Source organism: Sporosarcina sp. Y1011 (assembly GCF_057669885.1).
In genome coordinates this window covers 204,002-221,800 of the sequence record NZ_JBYHFP010000001.1, presented here as the reverse complement: position 1 = coordinate 221,800, position 17,799 = coordinate 204,002, and the positions used below count along the sequence as shown (strand labels likewise).

Sequence of the window (17,799 nt, the reverse complement as noted above, 5' to 3'; positions counted from 1 at the left end):
TCTAGAATCGAAGCGGTTTATAACCAGAATCAACATTTCTCTTATTGTAGTTAATGAAGGTGCGATACTATGTAACTTAGCAACTCACAAAAAAGCCATTATTCCAATTGGAATAATGGCTTTTTTGTTATTTAAGTATTTTTATTTTCACGTTTTTACGGCCCCATTTAAATGCTTCGCTTTTTGTCGGATAGAACACATCGATTTTATTTCCTTTGATGGCGCTTCCCGTATCACCGGCGACTGCGTAGCCGTAACCTTCTACATATACTTTCGTTCCAAGTTTAATGACTCTTGGATCGACAGCAATGACTTTTAAGCCTGGATTTTTTTTCAAGTTGATACCTGTTTTTGTAATACCCGAACATCCATTACAACTTGCAGTAAATGCACTTGCTGAAACCGTGAATTCTTTAACCACATTATTAGAGTCTGACCTGGATGGTGTTTTCTTAGTGGATTTGACTGCTTTTTTGGGCGTAGCTTTCTTCTTGACTACTTTCCCTGCGGAAATGACTTTCAGTTTCATATTAGGATGAATTGTGTTTGACTTAAGGTTATTCCATGATTTCAACTTAGAAACAGATACATTATGAACCTTGGCAATTTTATATAACGAATCGCCTTTCTTCACTGTGTAACTTGAAGATGCTGCCATGCTTTCTTGGGCACCGCTGACTAGCAATGCCATCGTAAGAACGAGTGTCAATAGAAGTTTTCTCAATTATTCTACTCCCTGCTATTTAGTCTATAATTAATACTAACAATCGTTTATTACAAGAACATTACATTTAGATACCTTTAGCGTTACAAAAACAGGGTACATATTACAAGAAAAGAGGGGTATGTAATGAAGGAAATATCTATTCGTAATGCGACAAGAAATGACACCAAAGCTGTTACTGAACTACTCGTGAAAAGTCACTGGTTCACATATGATAGGCTATATTCCAAAGATTATATTAAAAAATTGATTAAACAATATTACAACGTGCAACGTATTGAACAGGAAATCGTCTCAATTAGTAATGAGTGGCACGGTTACTTTATAGCCGAAATGAATGGAAAGATTGTCGGAGCAATCGCTGGCGGTATGACGAATAGTAATTCTGGCGAAATATATGTCTTTTATTTGGATCCTGAAATGCGTGGAATGGGAATTGGTACACGTCTACTGGATTTTGCCACTAAAATACAAAAGCATTCATACGGGGCAAGCGAGCAGTGGGTTTCTGTCGCAAAAGGAAACGATTACGGCATTCCTTTTTATGAGGCACGCGGATTCATCTTTCAATACGAAGAGCTTGCATATGGTACATCCGTAGAAGATCAAGATATATCATTGAAGTATAAGCGATACATAAAATAAAGTTAGGTGAATGCGATGACAACTATAATAGGATATATCTTGGAAATGATTCCTTATTTACTAATTGCTTTGCCCTTCATACTGTTTCTTCGGATTGTTTATAATAAAATCCATGGTCCAGAGGAAATTAATCGGTTCCACGAAACCGGTGTCGTTGTCTTTCTTTTATTCATAACTGCGGTATTATCTCAAACAATCCTAACCTTTCTCTACACAGGACCAGTTGTTACACGTACTTATTCAAATTTAAATCTAATACCTTTCAGAGTTTTCCAGGATAATTATTATGCCATTACAGAATTAAACTTTTGGCATCCGTTCATCATTAATTTTTTGGGTAATATATGTATCTTTGTGCCAATCGGCTTTATGGTTCCATTATTATGGATCAGGTTCAACCAATTTTGGAAAGTTGCACTTGTCGGTTTCCTTCTCTCTCTTTTTATAGAGACAACTCAATTATTTCAGGCGAGAAGCAGTGATATCGATGATTTATGGTTGAATACAGTAGGTAGCATACTTGGTTACAGTACCTACCGTATTGTTAGAAAATATTTCCCTGCATTTGTCCGTCTTTATAAAAAAGAAAAATATCGAACGTAATATATTGCATATCTTCCAACCAGCTTCAATTTATTGTATACTAGAGAAGCGACGACAAATACAGGATGGTGATTCACAATGCCGGTACCGACAAATCATGCAATGCCGCTTCGAGTTTCAGCGAAAGAAAATGCATTTAACCAATTACAGCAATGGATTATTGATGGTACTTTACATCCAGGTGAAAAGCTGAATGATACAGAACTCGCTCAGGCTTTGGGCGTTAGCAGGACACCTATCCGGGAATCCCTGCAACTGCTAGAAGTACAGGGATTTGTGAAGATGTACCCTGGTAAAGCAACGCAAGTGACAGAAGTGGAAAAAGACTCCATCACAGACCTTTTACCACCGCTTGCCGCGTTACAAGCATTATCCGCTGAATTGGCAATTCCCCAGCTAACAGAAGAGACGATTAACTTACTTGATAGCACGAATAGAAGATTCGCTCGTGCAGTCTATACGGAAGATTATTTTGCAGCATTGAAAATCGACGAAGAGTTCCACCAGATCATCGTTGATGTAGCGAACAATTCATACATCACAACAATGATAGCATCACTTCAAGCACACGTCAGACGATTGTTCTTCCATAACTCGATTATTTTGACTGAAAAGTCGATTGATGAGCATGATTTAATCATCAATTCAATGAAAGAACGAGATGCTTTGGCAGTTTCCTCTATTATGCGTGGAAATTGGTTACGTGCAATCGAGGAATTTCATTCTATAAAATCCGAATAAATGTAAAAAGCTGGCCCTCAATGAGGACCGGCTTTTTATTATGCTTCTGTTATCGTTTTTTTCTGTATGCGTGCAATTATTCCAGTTATTAATATGACTATGAATACCGGTAGTAACCAGCCAAGTCCTTGACTATAGAAAGGAAGCACTTGTTCATAAAATGATACAATTGGTGCTAACCAGCCAAAATAATCTATTTCCAGTGAAGTACAAAGTGTTTTGAATCCATCAATTACACTAATCATAAATGCTACGACCGTAGCTGATACATACACCATACGTGAATGGTTGAATAATGGTGATAAGAACGTAAGGATCATTAATACAACTGCGAGTGGATACAAAAACATCAATACTGGAATTGAATACGTAATGATATTTGCCAATCCAAAATTCGCAATAACAAAACAGAATGTTGAGAAGAAAATTACGAATGCTTTGTAGCTGATTTTCGGTAGAATTGTATTGAAATATTCACCACATGCTGTGATCAATCCGATACTCGTGGTCAAACATGCGAGAATGATTACAACAGCGAGCATAACTAATCCAAATGTCCCTAAGTAATGAGAAGATGCGCCACTCAAGACTGGGCCACCTGTGTCTAGCAGACCAAATAATTCCGTGCTTGTCGCCCCTAAGTAAGCAATCCCTACATAGATAAGACCAAGAAATGCTGTCGCAATCGCTCCTGTTTTGGCTGTAGCTAGTAAAATATCACGCTTACTTGTCACACCCATCGCACGGATTGCGTTAATGACGATGATTCCGAAGACGAGTGAAGCGAGTGCGTCCATAGTGTTATAGCCTTCCATTACTCCCTTTACTAATGCGCCACTTGTATAATCGCCTTGCGGGGGCTGAATTACACCCATTGGTTTTAAAATAACCATGGCCAACAAAGCCATCAGCAGAACGATGAGTGCTGGTGAAAGGATTTTACCAACCCGATCAACAATTTTCGCGGGATTTAATGATAACCATAATGTTAGACCGAAGAATAACAAAGTAAAGATAATTGAACCAATCTGCATATACCCCTCGCTAATAAATGGAGCGATTCCGATATCAAATGCAACTGCACCAGTACGTGGAGCTGCGAAGAGCGGACCAATTGTTAAATAGAGAAGTGATGTGAAAATAATAGCATAAACTGGATGAATCCGACTTGCTAGTTGTTGTAGATTTTGGCTTCCTGAGAAGCCCATCGCTAGGATACCGAGAAATGGAAGCCCAACGCCAGTAATCAAAAACCCGATTACAGCCGGCCACATGTTCGTTCCAGCGTATTGTCCAAGCTGTGCTGGGAAAATAAGGTTCCCTGCTCCGAAAAATAGTGCGAATAGCATCAAGCCAATGGCAAGATACGATGAAAATGATAACTGCTTTTGCATAATTCTAGTTCCCCCTCGATGTTAGCGTCCATTTTATGTATGCAATATATTGCTAAAATAATAATACGCTTATTTCTTCCTAAATGCAATATATCACTTTAAGTTAATTAAAGATACCTGTTGTAGCTCATAACAGCAACAGGTATCTTTTTACAACTCTAAATATTCCCTATTATCCTTAAAAACGTCATCAGTCTACCCTTTTCTGGAACCCTTATTCAACTTTAGTCCGAGATCTAAATTAACTCATGTAGCAATCTCGAAAATGCGCAACGCCCTGACAAATAACGATTTCGTCCGAAGCATTAATTACAATCCTGATTCCGTAGAAAGTTAACTTCACCTAAGCTACTCAATGGGTTACTTAATCAAAAACTTTGCTTGACTATGCCCTTCTTTCGACTTTTTCACTTCAAGAATCGCAGGGAATGCCGCTTTCAGTTCTTCAACGTGAGAAATGACACCAATCATGCGCCCTGACTTTTGCAGGTCAATTAGCGTATCAATTGCTTTGTTCAGTGACTCTTCATCAAGTGAACCGAATCCTTCATCAATGAACATCGTATCGATTGAAACCGATCCTTGGAAGCTTTGAATGACATCCGCCATACCTAATGCCAAACAGAGAGATGCATTGAACTTTTCACCGCCTGACAGTGTCTTCACATCCCGCGTTTGCCCTGTATAAGCATCGTAAACGTCAAGACCTAGCCCACTTTGCCTGCCTCTCACTTCCTGCCTATCACTTCTGATTAAGGCAAATTGGCCATTCGACATTTCTTTCAACCGTTCATTCGCAGATTGAATGATTCGTTCCAAGTATTCAATTTGAATATAGCGTTCGAATGATAGCTTCAATCCGTTCTGACCTCTAACAACATCGTAAAGGTCAGTAATTTTTCCGTATATCCGCTCAAGTTCAATCACTTTTGCAGACGATTCCACAAGTTTCGCTTTCAAACCAAATGCAATCTTTTCATATTCTGATGATGCATTGTAATCAGTAAGGGCTGATTCATAGCCATTTTTTAATTCAGTCACTTTTATTTCCAGGGTAGCTAGATCCGTCATTTCTTTTCCTTCAAGCATCAATCGTAACTCTGCTACAGTTTCGCGCAAAGTATGAAGCCGCTGTTTAAACTCCACAACTTGTTCCTTCAATGAATTACGGTCTGCTTCAGTCATTTTTGACTCACGATAAGCCTGTTCAGTCGAAAACGCCGATTTTTGTAAAACTTCTTTGAATCTATTTTCGGCATGGTTTCTCTTCTCTTCTATTTCCTCTAAAGATTTTACTGCATGAATTTCAGAGGATTTTGCCGTTGTCAGTTGCTGTATTGCTTCTTCACGTACTTTCTGCACCGTTTCCCAAGCACGGTCCAACTCCGATTTACTCTTTTCTGTTTCGAGAATCCGCTGCTGTAAAAGAGAATGTATGCGGACGTCTTCCGGGATTGTCTGTACTGTCGATTGCAAAACAGCTAATTGAGTATTGTAAGAAGATTGCTGTTGAAACAATGTAAGTTCCATCTCAGATTTAGTTGTCACGAATCGCTTGGCAATTATTTCTTGCTTTTTTGCTTTCTCTTTTAGTTCAACAAGTAGTTTCCTTTCATTACGAAGAACAGCTACTTCTCTTTCTAAATTTACTTTGGACTCATGCAGATTATTTTCATCTACTTCTATTGTAAGCCGTTTCATTTCTAATTCTATGCCATTTCCCTGTTCGACTGTATTTTGATAGGTGATTGTCGTATTTCGAAATTGCCCCTCGACTTCTGTTAGCCGAGCTTTTTTCGACTCAAGCTGTTCCCTTGATACGACCACTTCAATTGTTTTATGCGATTTGACGGGATGATTTTCGCTTCCACACACCGGGCACGATTCCCCGTCTATAAGTGACTCCGCCAACATCGCTGCCTGGTTATCCAACCACAGTTGTTCCACTGCATCATATTCCGATTTACAAGTCTTATAATTCGTTTCTTGGACGCTCTTTTCTTTATCCAATACATTCACCCGATTTTGCATAGCGATGAATTCATCCAGCACTTTACATTTTTCATTCACTTCATTTAGTTGATCAATACGTTCATCATACATAACAAGCCTTTTTTCAAAGTTATCGATTTCTAGTGTTAAACTGTCAAGCTTACCATTTTCTTCTTCTGTTTTCGCAACCAATGCAGCGAGCTCTTTTTCTAAACGAATGTTTTCTTTTTTCAGTACATCTAAAGCCTCTTCTTTAGCCGCTAAACTTGCAACTGCCGGAAGATAGTCATTTAATCGAGTCAAGTTTTCAGCCAGTTTTTCACGTTGCACTTTTCTTCCTTCTTCAACATGAAATTGGTGTTTAGCATCTTCCATCTTTTCTGTTGCAACCTGCACTGCTTGCTTGGCTAACTGAAAGTCATTTGATTTGGTTACAGCTTCCGCTTTCAATGAGAGAAACTGCATCTCGATTTCACCAATGGATACAGCCCGTTCCGCATCGACTATCTGTTGCTCTTTACGCTCCATAATTGGCAATTGTTCTTCTAACCCATTTAAATTCGTCACTTTTTGCTGCAGTTCAACGAAGCGGTCATTCATGCTTTTCGCAGCGTGATACATTTCTTGCATTTTAGTATGCTTCAAATAGGCGTCATCATAGCTTTTTTTAACGATAACTGTATTTTCTTGATAAAATGTGAGTTCCTCCTCCAATCCTAGTACGACTTGGTTCACGTTATAATATTCATTTGCCAAGACAGTAAAAACTGAGGATTCCCGTTCCGGCAGTAAGGATGTTATTTGACCAATATGCCCTTCGCTTAATTGTATTTCTTTGGTAAGCGTCGCCTGTGCACCGTCTTTCTGCCCTTTCAACTGCTCCACAATTTCACGGTACTGATCCGTCTTGAATATTTTGCGCATAATTGTTTCTTTGTTTTCTGTATCAGATGTTAGAAATTTTCGGAACTCTCCTTGCGGCAACATAACAATCTGACTAAATTGTGCCTGTGTGAAACCTATCAGTTCTTCCGCCTTTTTGTTGATTTCAGAAACGATTTGCCTGTCAACCAGTGGTATTTCCCCGTTTTCCGTAAGTTCATAAAACTCGCTCCGTGCAGTCGTTTCAGATTTGTTTCCTTGTTTTATATAGGGGATTTGCCGCATGATACGGTATGTTCTTTTATGTATCTGAAACGTCAACTCGACTGCCGTCTGAACTGTATCGTCAGCAAAGTCGCTACGCATCGCTCGGATATCCGTCCGGTCTTCTCCACTCGCCTGGCCGTACAATGCAAAACAAATACCATCGAATATCGTCGTTTTTCCCGCCCCGGTGGCACCCGAAATGACGAATAGCCGATTGTCTTTCAATTCCCTGAAATCGACTGTTTCCGTCCCTTTATACGGACCGAACGCTGTCATCGTCAATTGAATAGGTCTCAAAGTCCCGTCCCCTCCTTCTGCATAACTTCATGGAGAACTTGCGCAAACAATTCTTCCGTTTCCGCGTCTGCTGCCTCGCCTTTCATTTCTTCGTAAAATGCTTTAAATAATGCTAAATCATCGTGTTTACCATGTTCCGTCCTCTCTTGTTCGTCCACTCCATTCGCAGTCAGCTTGACCATTTTACGCTCAACATGCATCGCATTCGGATAGACTGAACGAACTTTTTCCATTGGAAATAAAACCGGCGTTTCATCCAGCAATTTCACGAAAACATAATCCTTACTTATAGGATGCAATAAGATATCTTCCATCGTACCTTCGACCGTCCGCATATCATGTTCCGGTTTCAACTCACGTTTTTCAATAATGGTGTGTCCATCAGCGTCCATATCGACAATGAAAAAACCTTTTTTATGATGTTCTTCTGAAATCGAATATTTCATCGGCGAACCTGCAAAACGGACTGACTCATTCAATACATAATGCGCCTGATGCAAATGACCAAGTGCCGTGTAATGGAACGGTTCAAAAAGATGTGCCGATACGTATTCCGCACCGCCAATCGCGAGTGGCCGTTCCGAATCACTTGTGTTGTCTTCGCTTTCTCCATGAGGTGTTACAAACGCATGTCCAACAAAAACGTGTCGCGCACTATTTGACATCTGGGGGCGAATCCCTTCTATCACTTTTTTCATCGCGTCATTATGATTCGCAATCGTTTCATCTCCATGTATATGTTTCACGACGGAAGGATCTGCAAATGGAACCAGGTGAAAATGGACTTCGCCGAATTCATCCGTCAAAACGACCGGCTCAATAACTTTCGTCAGTTGACCGGCTATATGATAACCGTTTGCCCGCATCAATCCGCTGCCAAAATGGAGACGCCCAGGACTATCATGGTTACCGCTAATAGCGAGGACCGGCGTCCCTAGTTCTATGGTGATTCGTTCGAGCAAGTCATCGAGCAACGCAACGGCTTCTGTTGGCGGTACTGCCCGGTCATACAAATCCCCTGCGATGACGACCGCATCGGGTTTCTCCTCTATGATTGCCTCTATAAATTGGTCAAGAACATACCGTTGTCCGTCTGTCATGTAAATGCCTTGAACAAGCTTACCTAAATGCCAGTCTGCAGTATGGAAAAACTTCACTGTCATTTCCCCTTTCAATGATCTTTTCTACTACTTTACAGGACAAACCGAGAAAAATGAAACATGCATTCCTTTTTTCAATTCCAAGATTAAGGTTGACCTCCCAATTTTTCTATGCTTATATTAGAGATGAATCCAATTTCATAAGATCCACCGCTAGGGGTGCTCTAACAGAGCTGAGAGAGGCATGTGTCTTGACCCTTATAACTTGAACTGGTTAATACCAGCGTAAGGAAGAGGTGCTGACACAATATTTCTGCCAGTCTGTTTTTGCAGATACAATTGACAGTCTACAACCCACTTCTTTTTCAAGGAGTGGGTTTTTGGTTGGCTATCAATTTTAGGGAGTGTTGGAGAGATGAAGTTTACTGACCGCTTACTGGAAAAAATAACACCAATTTGGAGACAGAATCACAGCCATCCGTTCGTTCAAGGGATTGGCAATGGTACCCTAGACCCCGATAAATTTAGATTCTACATGGTACAAGATTATTTATATTTGATTGATTATGCAAAAGTTTTTGCAATTGGGGCTGTAAAAGCCGACGACTTGGAAACAATGGGCAAGTTCGCTACGCTACTTGATGGCACACTGAATACAGAAATGGTACTACATCGTAGTTATGCGCTCCGGTTCGGTATTTCTGAACATGAACTAGAAAACGCAAAGCCCTCTCCTATCGTGCTTGCCTATACGCACTACATGTTACATGTCAGCCAAAACGGTACTGTCGCCGAAGTTATGGCTGCACTTCTTCCATGCGCGTGGAGTTACTGGGAAATAGGTAAAGAGCTAAATGCGATTCCAAGCGCAGCTGAACATCCGTTATACGGTGATTGGATACGCATGTATTCGTCCGAAGATTTCGGCGATCTCGCAATCTGGTGTATCGATTTGATGAATAAATCTGCAGAAGGAAAACCTGAACATGAACTATTAAAGCTCGAAGAAATCTTCCTTAATACAACTCGCTATGAATATATGTTTTGGGATATGGCCAACACGAAACAGATGTGGCCCGGGGTTGAAAACTCTAATGTTATCGTTTGACAATGTATCATTCGCCTATCATTCAAGCAACAACATACTGGAAAATCTATCATTTAATGTACTTCCCGGTGAATTCATTTCAATAATCGGGGTTAGTGGTTCCGGTAAAAGTACCATCTTCCGACTTGTAACAGGATTAGATGAACCTACTTCTGGCACCATTTCACTCGATGGGGTTCAAAACAACCGCCGCCTTGGTAGCGTCGGTTATATGCCGCAGCAGGATTTGCTTCTGCCTTGGCGCACGATTTTAGAAAATGCATGTCTCCCACTTGAACTAAAAGGGATGAAACAGCAGTCTGCAAATAATCAGGTATTACCGTTATTAAAGGAGTTCGGTCTTGGCGGTACAGAAAAAAAATATCCGGCGGAACTTTCTGGCGGGATGAAACAGCGAGTCGCTTTTTTGCGCGCTGTCCTTTCCGGAAATTCCCTTCTCCTGCTGGATGAACCATTTTCTGCATTAGATGCGATAACTAAGTTATCAATGCAAGAGTGGCTAATTGATCAATGGAAGATACATCAATTTACTGTATTATTCATTACACATGACGTTGAAGAAGCGCTATTTTTATCAGACCGTATTTTCCTGTTAAGAAATGAGCCGGTTACTACATTCGAAGAAATCAGCGTTCCACTTGAAAGGCCTAGAACAAGAAGTGATTTACATCGAACGGATTTGCTTGAGCTAAAGGAACAATTGCTAAATACGCTACGTAGTGAGGTAATGCAATGAAAAACATTACCTCACTTCTTATTATTGCGTTATTCGGTAGCATCTGGGAGCTAGGTGCAAGACTTTACGATAAACCATTCATCTTGCCTTCTCCTATTCAAATTTTAATCCGTTTTTGGGAGCTAAAAGAAATACTGTTGTTAAAGCACTTACCGATGACTTTACTAACAATTATCATCGGACTAGTCATTTCAATTATTTCAGGAGTTGCAATCGCCGTTTGGATGTCTTCCAGTCCCAGAGTTCGAAAAGCGCTCTATCCGATTTTAATAGCTTCACAAATGATTCCTATTATTGCACTTGCACCTATTTTTGTCCTCTGGTTCGGATACACAATTTGGAGTAAAGTCGCAGTTACAGTACTCATCACCTTTTTCCCGATTACTGTAAATACATACGACGGGCTATCTTCTGGAAGTAAAGAAATACGCGAGCTTTTTTTAACAATGGGCGCAAAAAAACAGGATATTTTCTTGAAATATTCTGTTCCCACTGCCCTACCCCACTTCTTTTCAGGATTGAAGATTGCCGTTACATTGAGTGTGATTGGCGCAGCAATCGGGGAATGGCTCGGGGCGCAGGCTGGTCTTGGATACTTTAGTCGCCGAATGATGACTCAGTTCGATGGTGCAGCTGTATTTGCACCTATTCTTGTACTGACCCTCGTTGGAATTACATTTTTCATGGGAATCACATTCATTGAAAATCGACTGTTAAAATGGAGGACTAAAAATTGAGGAAAATCATATTATCCCTATCATGCATCGCACTTATTTTACTGCTGAGCGCTTGTAATGTAGAAAAAGACAATAAAGTTAGCATCATGCTCGACTGGTATCCAAATGCAGTTCACAGTTTCTTGTATGTCGCACAGGAAAAAGGCTATTTTAAAGAAGAAGGAATTGAAGTTGATATTCAATTTCCTGCAAATCCAACAGATCCCATTAATCTTGCAGCCGCTAGTAAAGTAACTATGGGAATCACCTATCAACCGGATGTCATTATTGCAAAATCCGAGCAGAACATAGATGTTAAATCGGTCGGAGCCCTAGTCCGATCTCCGCTTAATCATGTCGCATTTCTAAAAGAAACCGGGATTAAAACACCTAAAGATTTAGAGGGGAAGACAATTGGTTATACAGGGATTCCACTGAACGAAGCCATTCTCCAAACAATGATGGAAGCGGACGGAGCCGATTATAATAAAACGAAAATGGTTGACGTAGGATTTGAATTGAATTCATCACTCGTTTCGAAAAGTGCAGAAGCTGTAATTGGTGCATACATCAATCATGAAGTACCCCTGCTCGAATTTGAAGGTTACCCAACTGGTGTGATGGATCCTACAGATTACGGCGTACCTTCATTTTATGAACTTGTTGTCGTAACAAGTGATGATACATGGAAGAAAGATCAGAAGAACATTGAAGCATTTTGGCGAGCTTCCGCAAGAGCGTTTGATGATATTGAAAAAGATCCTGAAGCAGCACTATCAATTCTCTTGAAAAATCAGGATACAGCCAATTTCCCACTCGTAGAAGAGGTTGAAAAAGAATCTCTGTCAATTCTACTGCCCAAAATGAAAGCTCCTCATACATTTGGGGAACAAGATGAAGAAACATGGAAAGTAACTGCCAAATGGATGAAGGAATATGGATTATTAAAGAAAGATGTAAATCTTGAAGGTATTTTTATTAATCTAAAATGACAAAAGCGGCCTGAACTTTCCATTTGAAAGGTCAAGCCGCTTTGTAGTCTATTGGTCATTCAAACCATTAAAAATCATGTCCGTGTTCCATTTCAACATTTTTATATACGTATCGCCATCTTCACCTGGTTTCCCTAAGGAATCTGTAAATATTTTCCCTTTAATTGGCACATTAGTTTCGCGAGATACCATTTCCATGCTTCGGGGATCGACACTCGTTTCTAAAAATAAGCCCCGAGCATTTTCGCTTTTAATTGTAGAAATGATGTTTGTCAGCTGTTCAGGAGTTCCTTCATGATGTGAATTGATTTCCCAAATGTAAGCCGCACTAAAATCATACGCATCTGAGAAATACTTGAACGCACCTTCGCTAGTTACGAGTATACGGTGTTCTTTAGGAATTTCATTCATTTTTTGTATAATCTCTTCATGAAGGGCTTGAAGTTCAGCACTATAAGCATCCGCATTAGCATCATACTTAGCCGCATTATCTGGGTCTAATTTCTTCAATGCGTCACGGACATTCTCAGTGTACTTTATGCCATTTCGTACATCGAGCCAAGCATGGGGATCTTCTTCCCCTTTATGGTCCTCCGAATTAAGGAGCTTCGGCTTCACCCCTTCACTTACACGAAATACTGGCGCATCAACGCCCGACTTCCCGGCCGTCTCCATCAATTTCGTAAACCATGCATTTCCTTCTTCTAAATTTAGCCCATTATAAAAAACAACATCTGCATCTGTCGTTAGAACGACATCATCGGGAAGTGGATCATATTGGTGTGGGTCTGATCCAATCGGTGCAAGACTGTGAACCTCAACCAAGTCTCCTCCGACATTTTTCACAATATCGTAGATAATTGAATACGTAGTAACAATCTGCAGTTTTTCACCCTTCTCTTTTGTAGCGGTCGTTTCTTGGCCACATGCTGACAACAAGACTCCTACAATGATCATCGCAAACAGCGTAATACTTTTTTTCATAATCAAACTTTCCTTCCTATTTTGAATTACCATTTAAGAAACGGCTGATTTTTTTTATTTGTTCGAATAGCCCGCCACAATAGTCCTTGTTTCGGCGAAAATAGAAACGCTGTAATAAATAATGCAGTTGCTACGAGTACAATCGTTGCGCCAGAAGCGAGATTGTATGTAAAACTCAAATACAAACCGATGACCGCCGAAATCGTTCCACATATTGCTGATAAGATGATCATCGAGGACAACCTGTCTGTCAATAGATAGGCTGTCGAGGCAGGTGTAATGAGCATCGCAACTACTAAAATGATACCTACTGTCTGTAACGATGCTACAGTGACAAGTGTTAGTAAAACCATTAAAAAGTAATGAATCATTTTAATTGGAAGTCCATATGCTTGAGACATAACCGGGTCAAACGAGCTAACAAGCAATTCTTTATAAAATATAAACACACATAACAAAACGAAAATACCAACAACGAGTGTCATCCACATATCAGAAGGTCTGACCGCTAACACATTCCCAAAGAGGATATGGTACAAATCCGTGCTACTCTTCAGGAAAGTGATTAGAATTATCCCAGTGGCAAATGCAGCGGTAAACATGATCCCAATCGCAGAATCATTTTTCACTCGGCTATTTTGGTTGATAAATCCAATACCGATAGCCGTCAAAATACCTGTTATTACCGCTCCGATAAAGAAATTGATTCCCAACATAAATGAAATCGCAACTCCAGGCAACACAGCATGAGATATCGCATCCCCCATGAGGGCCATTCCTCTTAAAATGATAAAACAACCAATGACGCCACTAATGATACCAACCATCACAGATGTAATAAGCGCTTTTTGCAGAAAACCATATTGCATGACAGCTTCAAAGAAATGAATCATTTCGCCATCACCTCGTCTAAAAATGATAATTGTCCGCCGTACGCTTTTGAAATCATTTTAGGCGTGAACACCTCTTTGACACTGCCCGTCGCAATTAATTCCTTGTTTAATAACAGCAGTTCATCAAAATACTTTTCCGCTTTATTCAAATCATGGTGAACAACAATGATCGTTTTCCCTTCATCTCGTAACTCTTTTAAAATCTTCACAATCATCTCTTCACTCGTAGCATCAATCCCTACAAATGGTTCATCGAGTAAAAACAAATCCGCCTGCTGAGCAAGTGCTCTGGCCAAGAAAACACGCTGCTGTTGGCCGCCAGATAACTCTCCAATTTGCCGATTCTGAAACTCTTTCATATCTACCTTTTCAAGACATTTCAGAGCCAATTCTCTCTCCTTCCGACCGGGTCTTTTCAATAGTCCAACTGTCGGATACGTACCAATTAGAACCGTATCTTTTACAGTAATAGGGAAATCCCAATCAATTGTACTGCGTTGCGGAACGTATGCAATTCGTTTACGTACGTCTTTCAACGTGGAGCCAAGGATTGTAATATCACCTTTATCTTTTGAAATCAAATTTAGTAATACTTTAAGCAAAGTGGACTTCCCTGCTCCATTCGGTCCAATGATCCCAACTGATTTCCCCTCGGTTATCGTAAATCCAATATCATGTAACACTTCTTTTCCGAAATACGACACATGCAAATTCGAAACTACTATTGCATCTTTCATATTTACACACCTCCATATATCTATATATATATATATGCAAAAGTTTCCTTAAAGCAACTTTTACAGTAAATTTTTTTTGCCCTAGGGAAACTTTATGGATAAAAAAAGGAATCACATCATTGTTTCCCTAAGGAAACTTTATTATCTTCATAATAAGATATTTTGAATTAAATGTAAAGCATTAGTTTTGAAATCATTTACACTGTCAAAAAAATGAGGTTACCATTTTCACGGCATCCTCATTTTTTCACGTATAGTGAACTCTTAAATATCTTCCAATAAAATAATTTCACCAGTTACTGCATCTACCGCTTCTGCCGCATCAAGCAAACCGCATAGAATATACTTACCTGTGATTTCATCATAGACATATGTAGGGTCAAGTGTAATATAGGAAACCATTTTTTCGAAAGCTTCTTCATGAGTCACTACAGCATCTTCTGCAGGTGAAAATGCATCAAATATTTCGGATATCGATCCATTATCAAAATAATTTAGTACCGCCATCGTTTCCGGGTTCATGAATACTACTACTTTCCGATTGAAAGACGTTGAATCTAATTCAATGAATTTACAGTGTGCTTCGATGAACTTTTCTTGAAGCTGAATTTTAGATAGCGTCCATTTTCCAGTGTCATTAGGATATTCTGTCCGTAAGACATCACGAACGATATGTTTGCTACGTTCAATTTGTTCATCTGACAACGTCAGTTTATCAAATGCACCAACGTTTCTGAATGCATCTTCTACGCTTGCGTCAGAAAAAAATGTGATTTCTTCACGATTGATAGGCTCTTCCAGCGGCTTGTCCCATTCAATTATTTCTTCTACTTTCACTTCAGAACGTTCATGTTCCATAAACGGGATTACTCGCTCTCCATCCACCGTTACATACACTTCTTCCATTGCATAGACAGGAACGAAACGTTTTTCAGTTTCAGATGGGAGTTTTACTAGTTGAAGTTGCCTTTTTACGATTGGTTCAATTTCTTCAAGTGTCAAAGTGAATTTCGATAGCTCAATGAGTTCCTGTGAAGGGAACATTCCGTACGAATGATAGGAAGTCAGCTTTCCTGCATCATCAAATTCAACTTCAATCATACAGTTCGGAGAAATATAGATTCCTTCGATATCTGATTTAAATTGAAAACCATTAGCCTTGGCTTGCGTTAATTTGAAATCTCGTTCGTACAGCAGTCCAGTTTCTTTTTCAAGCCACGCAGTTACTTCCTCCACGCTTTGATTTGGAAAATAAGTTTTTGTAGAAAATGATTTACCTTGCACGAATAACACAGAAGTAAAACATTTATTTCGAATAGCATATTCAATAACCGCTGTGCCCTCCGGATTATAATCTTCTTCGATTGGCTCATTTAATTCCTTAGGAAACCATTCCATATTGAACGTATAATATGCATTCCCAGTAATATCTCGTACTTTACGGATTGAATGTCTTTCCAACTGGTACGTATCCAAACCAAACTTTTCTTGCGCTTCATCGACAATCTTTTGTAGTCTTTTATCCATGTTCCCACCCTTTTCCTATGTATGTAGTCAAAATGAAAAGCTGAATGCACATGGCAGTCAGCTTTGTAATTTACTCGAAAAACACTTTATCAACGTTATATTTCGCGCGTTGTGTATTAATGATATACGTTTCATAAATTTCACGGTCCATCGGTTCTTCGACAACGATAATTGAAATCTTATTCACTTCATTGCGATGGTCTTTAATTGGTGAGACAGCATCTTCAAAGTGCTTTTTCACGCGTTGACGCAGTTTGCGGGCTTTTCCTGCAAATAACAATTCATCTTTGTTGTTATAAAACAAGATGATTCCGCCTTTATCACGTGGTATTTCATGTAAATCAATAAATCCATAAACTGGTTTGATTGGCGCAGCATCCGGACCCATTTCTTGTTTGCGTTGTACAATCGTTACATCAGGATTTGGTATTGTAATTGTGATCAATTAAACGTCACGTCCTCTTCTTTTATGAACTTAAATTCTACCATAAAACTGCTTAGAAAGCGAAGAATGGCTAAGTAGTCACTGATTTAGGAACTGTGTTATTTTCTCTACTAGCTCCTCTGTTAAGTCACTTTCCCGCAAATTTGAAATCATACCAAAAATGACGGGTTTTCGAATATTGTTATTTAAAAGTTCTGCTCCAATCACATCTAAACTTATATAAATCCCGTCATCCTTATCTTCAATTTTCTCTTTAATCATGTCAATATCTTTTACTAATTCCTCAAGCTTAATCGAACACACAACTCCGCCAGTACTTCTTAACTGTTCTTTCTTTAACAAAGGTTGTGTTAACCCGTTGACAATCGAATCCGTCCGTTCAACGATGTAATTTGCCAATTCAGGATAATTCAGCATTTTTAAATTGAACACAACAATCTCCGCATAGCCATGTATAATTCCATTCAACATGACAATGAGATCAGGCAAATGCATACGAATATCTTCACCATACACTCCTAATAGAAGTGTTTCCAACATTTCATAGGCTTTTCCACGTAATTTATTCATGAGGCCAAGCATTTCTTCATTAATAGGACTGGTTTGTTCCTTCATCTGCATTAGAATAAAATCCGAATAGCGAGCAATTTCTTCAAATTGAATAATGAAAAATTGTTCAAAACGCCCCCTCGGTGTGATTTCCATTTGATAGATACCACTCATTCGATCAAGTAACTTTGTACTAAAGTACTCAAATATCGAAAACAAGAGACTTTCTTTTGATTTAAATGAGAGATAGAAAGAACCTTTTGAAATTCCACATGCATCTGTAATCTCTTGTACGGACGTTGCCTCAAACCCATTTTTTGCAAATAGCTCCGATGCTTTTTCGATAATCAATATCTTTTTATCTGACAAAATAAAACCCCCTCGTATAAAATTGTTTCGCTTGACTCATGACTGACCGGTCAGTTAATATGTAAAAGTAAAGATTTACTAGTTATATACAATTGTAT

17 protein-coding genes and 1 riboswitch are annotated in these 17,799 nt (G+C 39.3%); of the genes, 7 read left to right on the top strand and 10 right to left on the bottom strand.

Annotated elements, in window-relative coordinates; translation table 11 throughout:
- Nucleotides 1-127: 127 nt before the first annotated feature.
- A complete protein-coding gene (locus tag AC25Y5_RS01135) occupies nt 128-724 on the bottom strand; it encodes a 3D domain-containing protein (protein WP_488138713.1) in 597 nt (198 codons plus the stop codon).
- Between the two features lie 126 nt (nt 725-850).
- Here AC25Y5_RS01135 and AC25Y5_RS01130 point away from each other — a divergent pair, with 126 nt between their 5' ends.
- The 3 genes from AC25Y5_RS01130 (at nt 851) to AC25Y5_RS01120 (ending at nt 2,713) form a co-directional block, all read left to right on the top strand.
- A complete protein-coding gene (locus tag AC25Y5_RS01130) occupies nt 851-1,369 on the top strand; it encodes a GNAT family N-acetyltransferase (RefSeq protein ID WP_488138712.1) in 519 nt (172 codons plus the stop codon).
- Nucleotides 1,370-1,384: 15 nt separating this feature from the next.
- Nucleotides 1,385-1,972, top strand: coding sequence for a VanZ family protein (locus AC25Y5_RS01125; RefSeq protein ID WP_488138711.1), 588 nt, complete (start codon nt 1,385-1,387; stop codon nt 1,970-1,972).
- Nucleotides 1,973-2,050: 78 nt separating this feature from the next.
- On the top strand, nt 2,051-2,713 hold the full coding sequence (locus AC25Y5_RS01120; RefSeq protein ID WP_488138710.1) for a GntR family transcriptional regulator: 663 nt from the start codon (nt 2,051-2,053) through the stop codon (nt 2,711-2,713).
- A gap of 38 nt (nt 2,714-2,751) precedes the next feature.
- Here AC25Y5_RS01120 and brnQ read toward each other — a convergent pair whose 3' ends face one another.
- The 3 genes from brnQ to AC25Y5_RS01105 all read right to left on the bottom strand — a co-directional run bounded on the left by brnQ (nt 2,752) and on the right by AC25Y5_RS01105 (nt 8,702).
- Complete coding sequence (brnQ, locus tag AC25Y5_RS01115) at nt 2,752-4,107, bottom strand: branched-chain amino acid transport system II carrier protein (protein WP_488138709.1); 1,356 nt, start codon at nt 4,105-4,107, stop codon at nt 2,752-2,754.
- 360 nt (nt 4,108-4,467) lie between these two features.
- Entirely contained in the window at nt 4,468-7,545 is a 3,078-nt protein-coding gene (locus tag AC25Y5_RS01110) for an AAA family ATPase (protein ID WP_488138708.1), read from the bottom strand.
- Nucleotides 7,542-8,702 (bottom strand): exonuclease SbcCD subunit D, encoded by a 1,161-nt coding sequence (locus AC25Y5_RS01105; protein WP_488138707.1) that lies wholly within the window; start codon nt 8,700-8,702, stop codon nt 7,542-7,544. Before AC25Y5_RS01105 ends, AC25Y5_RS01110 begins: the two co-directional genes overlap by 4 nt.
- A 148-nt stretch (nt 8,703-8,850) precedes the next feature.
- A riboswitch (TPP riboswitch) is annotated at nt 8,851-8,954 on the top strand.
- 106 nt (nt 8,955-9,060) lie between these two features.
- On the opposite strand from AC25Y5_RS01105, the gene tenA reads away from it, so the two are divergent.
- The 4 genes from tenA to AC25Y5_RS01085 are packed head-to-tail and all read left to right on the top strand — an operon-like array spanning nt 9,061 to nt 12,197.
- Nucleotides 9,061-9,753: a thiaminase II gene (gene tenA, locus AC25Y5_RS01100; protein ID WP_488138706.1), complete on the top strand. Its 693-nt coding sequence runs from the start codon at nt 9,061-9,063 to the stop codon at nt 9,751-9,753.
- The gene (locus AC25Y5_RS01095; protein WP_488138705.1) at nt 9,740-10,489 is read left to right on the top strand and encodes an ABC transporter ATP-binding protein; all 750 of its coding nucleotides are present in this window, start codon (nt 9,740-9,742) and stop codon (nt 10,487-10,489) included. The genes tenA and AC25Y5_RS01095 overlap by 14 nt, the downstream gene beginning before the upstream one ends.
- On the top strand, nt 10,486-11,226 hold the full coding sequence (locus AC25Y5_RS01090) for an ABC transporter permease (RefSeq protein WP_488138704.1): 741 nt from the start codon (nt 10,486-10,488) through the stop codon (nt 11,224-11,226). The genes AC25Y5_RS01095 and AC25Y5_RS01090 overlap by 4 nt, the downstream gene beginning before the upstream one ends.
- On the top strand, nt 11,223-12,197 hold the full coding sequence (locus tag AC25Y5_RS01085; RefSeq protein WP_488138703.1) for an ABC transporter substrate-binding protein: 975 nt from the start codon (nt 11,223-11,225) through the stop codon (nt 12,195-12,197). The genes AC25Y5_RS01090 and AC25Y5_RS01085 overlap by 4 nt, the downstream gene beginning before the upstream one ends.
- 48 nt (nt 12,198-12,245) lie before the next feature.
- On the opposite strand, the gene AC25Y5_RS01080 is transcribed toward AC25Y5_RS01085, so the two are convergent.
- The 6 genes from AC25Y5_RS01080 to AC25Y5_RS01055 form a co-directional block, all read right to left on the bottom strand.
- Nucleotides 12,246-13,181, bottom strand: coding sequence for a metal ABC transporter substrate-binding protein (locus AC25Y5_RS01080; RefSeq protein ID WP_488138702.1), 936 nt, complete (start codon nt 13,179-13,181; stop codon nt 12,246-12,248).
- A 26-nt stretch (nt 13,182-13,207) separates the two neighbouring features.
- Entirely contained in the window at nt 13,208-14,074 is an 867-nt protein-coding gene (locus AC25Y5_RS01075; protein WP_488138701.1) for a metal ABC transporter permease, read from the bottom strand.
- The gene (locus AC25Y5_RS01070) at nt 14,071-14,811 is read right to left on the bottom strand and encodes a metal ABC transporter ATP-binding protein (RefSeq protein ID WP_488138700.1); all 741 of its coding nucleotides are present in this window, start codon (nt 14,809-14,811) and stop codon (nt 14,071-14,073) included. The genes AC25Y5_RS01075 and AC25Y5_RS01070 overlap by 4 nt, the downstream gene beginning before the upstream one ends.
- 264 nt (nt 14,812-15,075) lie before the next feature.
- Entirely contained in the window at nt 15,076-16,338 is a 1,263-nt protein-coding gene (locus AC25Y5_RS01065) for a hypothetical protein (protein WP_488138699.1), read from the bottom strand.
- A gap of 70 nt (nt 16,339-16,408) precedes the next feature.
- The gene (locus AC25Y5_RS01060; protein ID WP_482099867.1) at nt 16,409-16,783 is read right to left on the bottom strand and encodes a nucleotide excision repair endonuclease; all 375 of its coding nucleotides are present in this window, start codon (nt 16,781-16,783) and stop codon (nt 16,409-16,411) included.
- A gap of 78 nt (nt 16,784-16,861) precedes the next feature.
- A complete protein-coding gene (locus AC25Y5_RS01055) occupies nt 16,862-17,701 on the bottom strand; it encodes a TetR/AcrR family transcriptional regulator (protein WP_488138698.1) in 840 nt (279 codons plus the stop codon).
- Nucleotides 17,702-17,799 lie beyond the last annotated feature (98 nt).

Coding starts and splice junctions, on each gene's coding strand:
- AC25Y5_RS01095 (WP_488138705.1), top strand. CDS start 9,740: ATGTTATCGTTTGACAATGTATCATTCGCCTATCATTCAAGCAACAAC.
- AC25Y5_RS01090 (WP_488138704.1), top strand. CDS start 10,486: ATGAAAAACATTACCTCACTTCTTATTATTGCGTTATTCGGTAGCATC.
- AC25Y5_RS01075 (WP_488138701.1), bottom strand. CDS start 14,074: ATGATTCATTTCTTTGAAGCTGTCATGCAATATGGTTTTCTGCAAAAA.
- AC25Y5_RS01070 (WP_488138700.1), bottom strand. CDS start 14,811: ATGAAAGATGCAATAGTAGTTTCGAATTTGCATGTGTCGTATTTCGGA.
- AC25Y5_RS01125 (WP_488138711.1), top strand. CDS start 1,385: ATGACAACTATAATAGGATATATCTTGGAAATGATTCCTTATTTACTA.
- brnQ (WP_488138709.1), bottom strand. CDS start 4,107: ATGCAAAAGCAGTTATCATTTTCATCGTATCTTGCCATTGGCTTGATG.
- AC25Y5_RS01065 (WP_488138699.1), bottom strand. CDS start 16,338: ATGGATAAAAGACTACAAAAGATTGTCGATGAAGCGCAAGAAAAGTTT.
- AC25Y5_RS01130 (WP_488138712.1), top strand. CDS start 851: ATGAAGGAAATATCTATTCGTAATGCGACAAGAAATGACACCAAAGCT.
- AC25Y5_RS01120 (WP_488138710.1), top strand. CDS start 2,051: ATGCCGGTACCGACAAATCATGCAATGCCGCTTCGAGTTTCAGCGAAA.
- AC25Y5_RS01080 (WP_488138702.1), bottom strand. CDS start 13,181: ATGAAAAAAAGTATTACGCTGTTTGCGATGATCATTGTAGGAGTCTTG.
- tenA (WP_488138706.1), top strand. CDS start 9,061: ATGAAGTTTACTGACCGCTTACTGGAAAAAATAACACCAATTTGGAGA.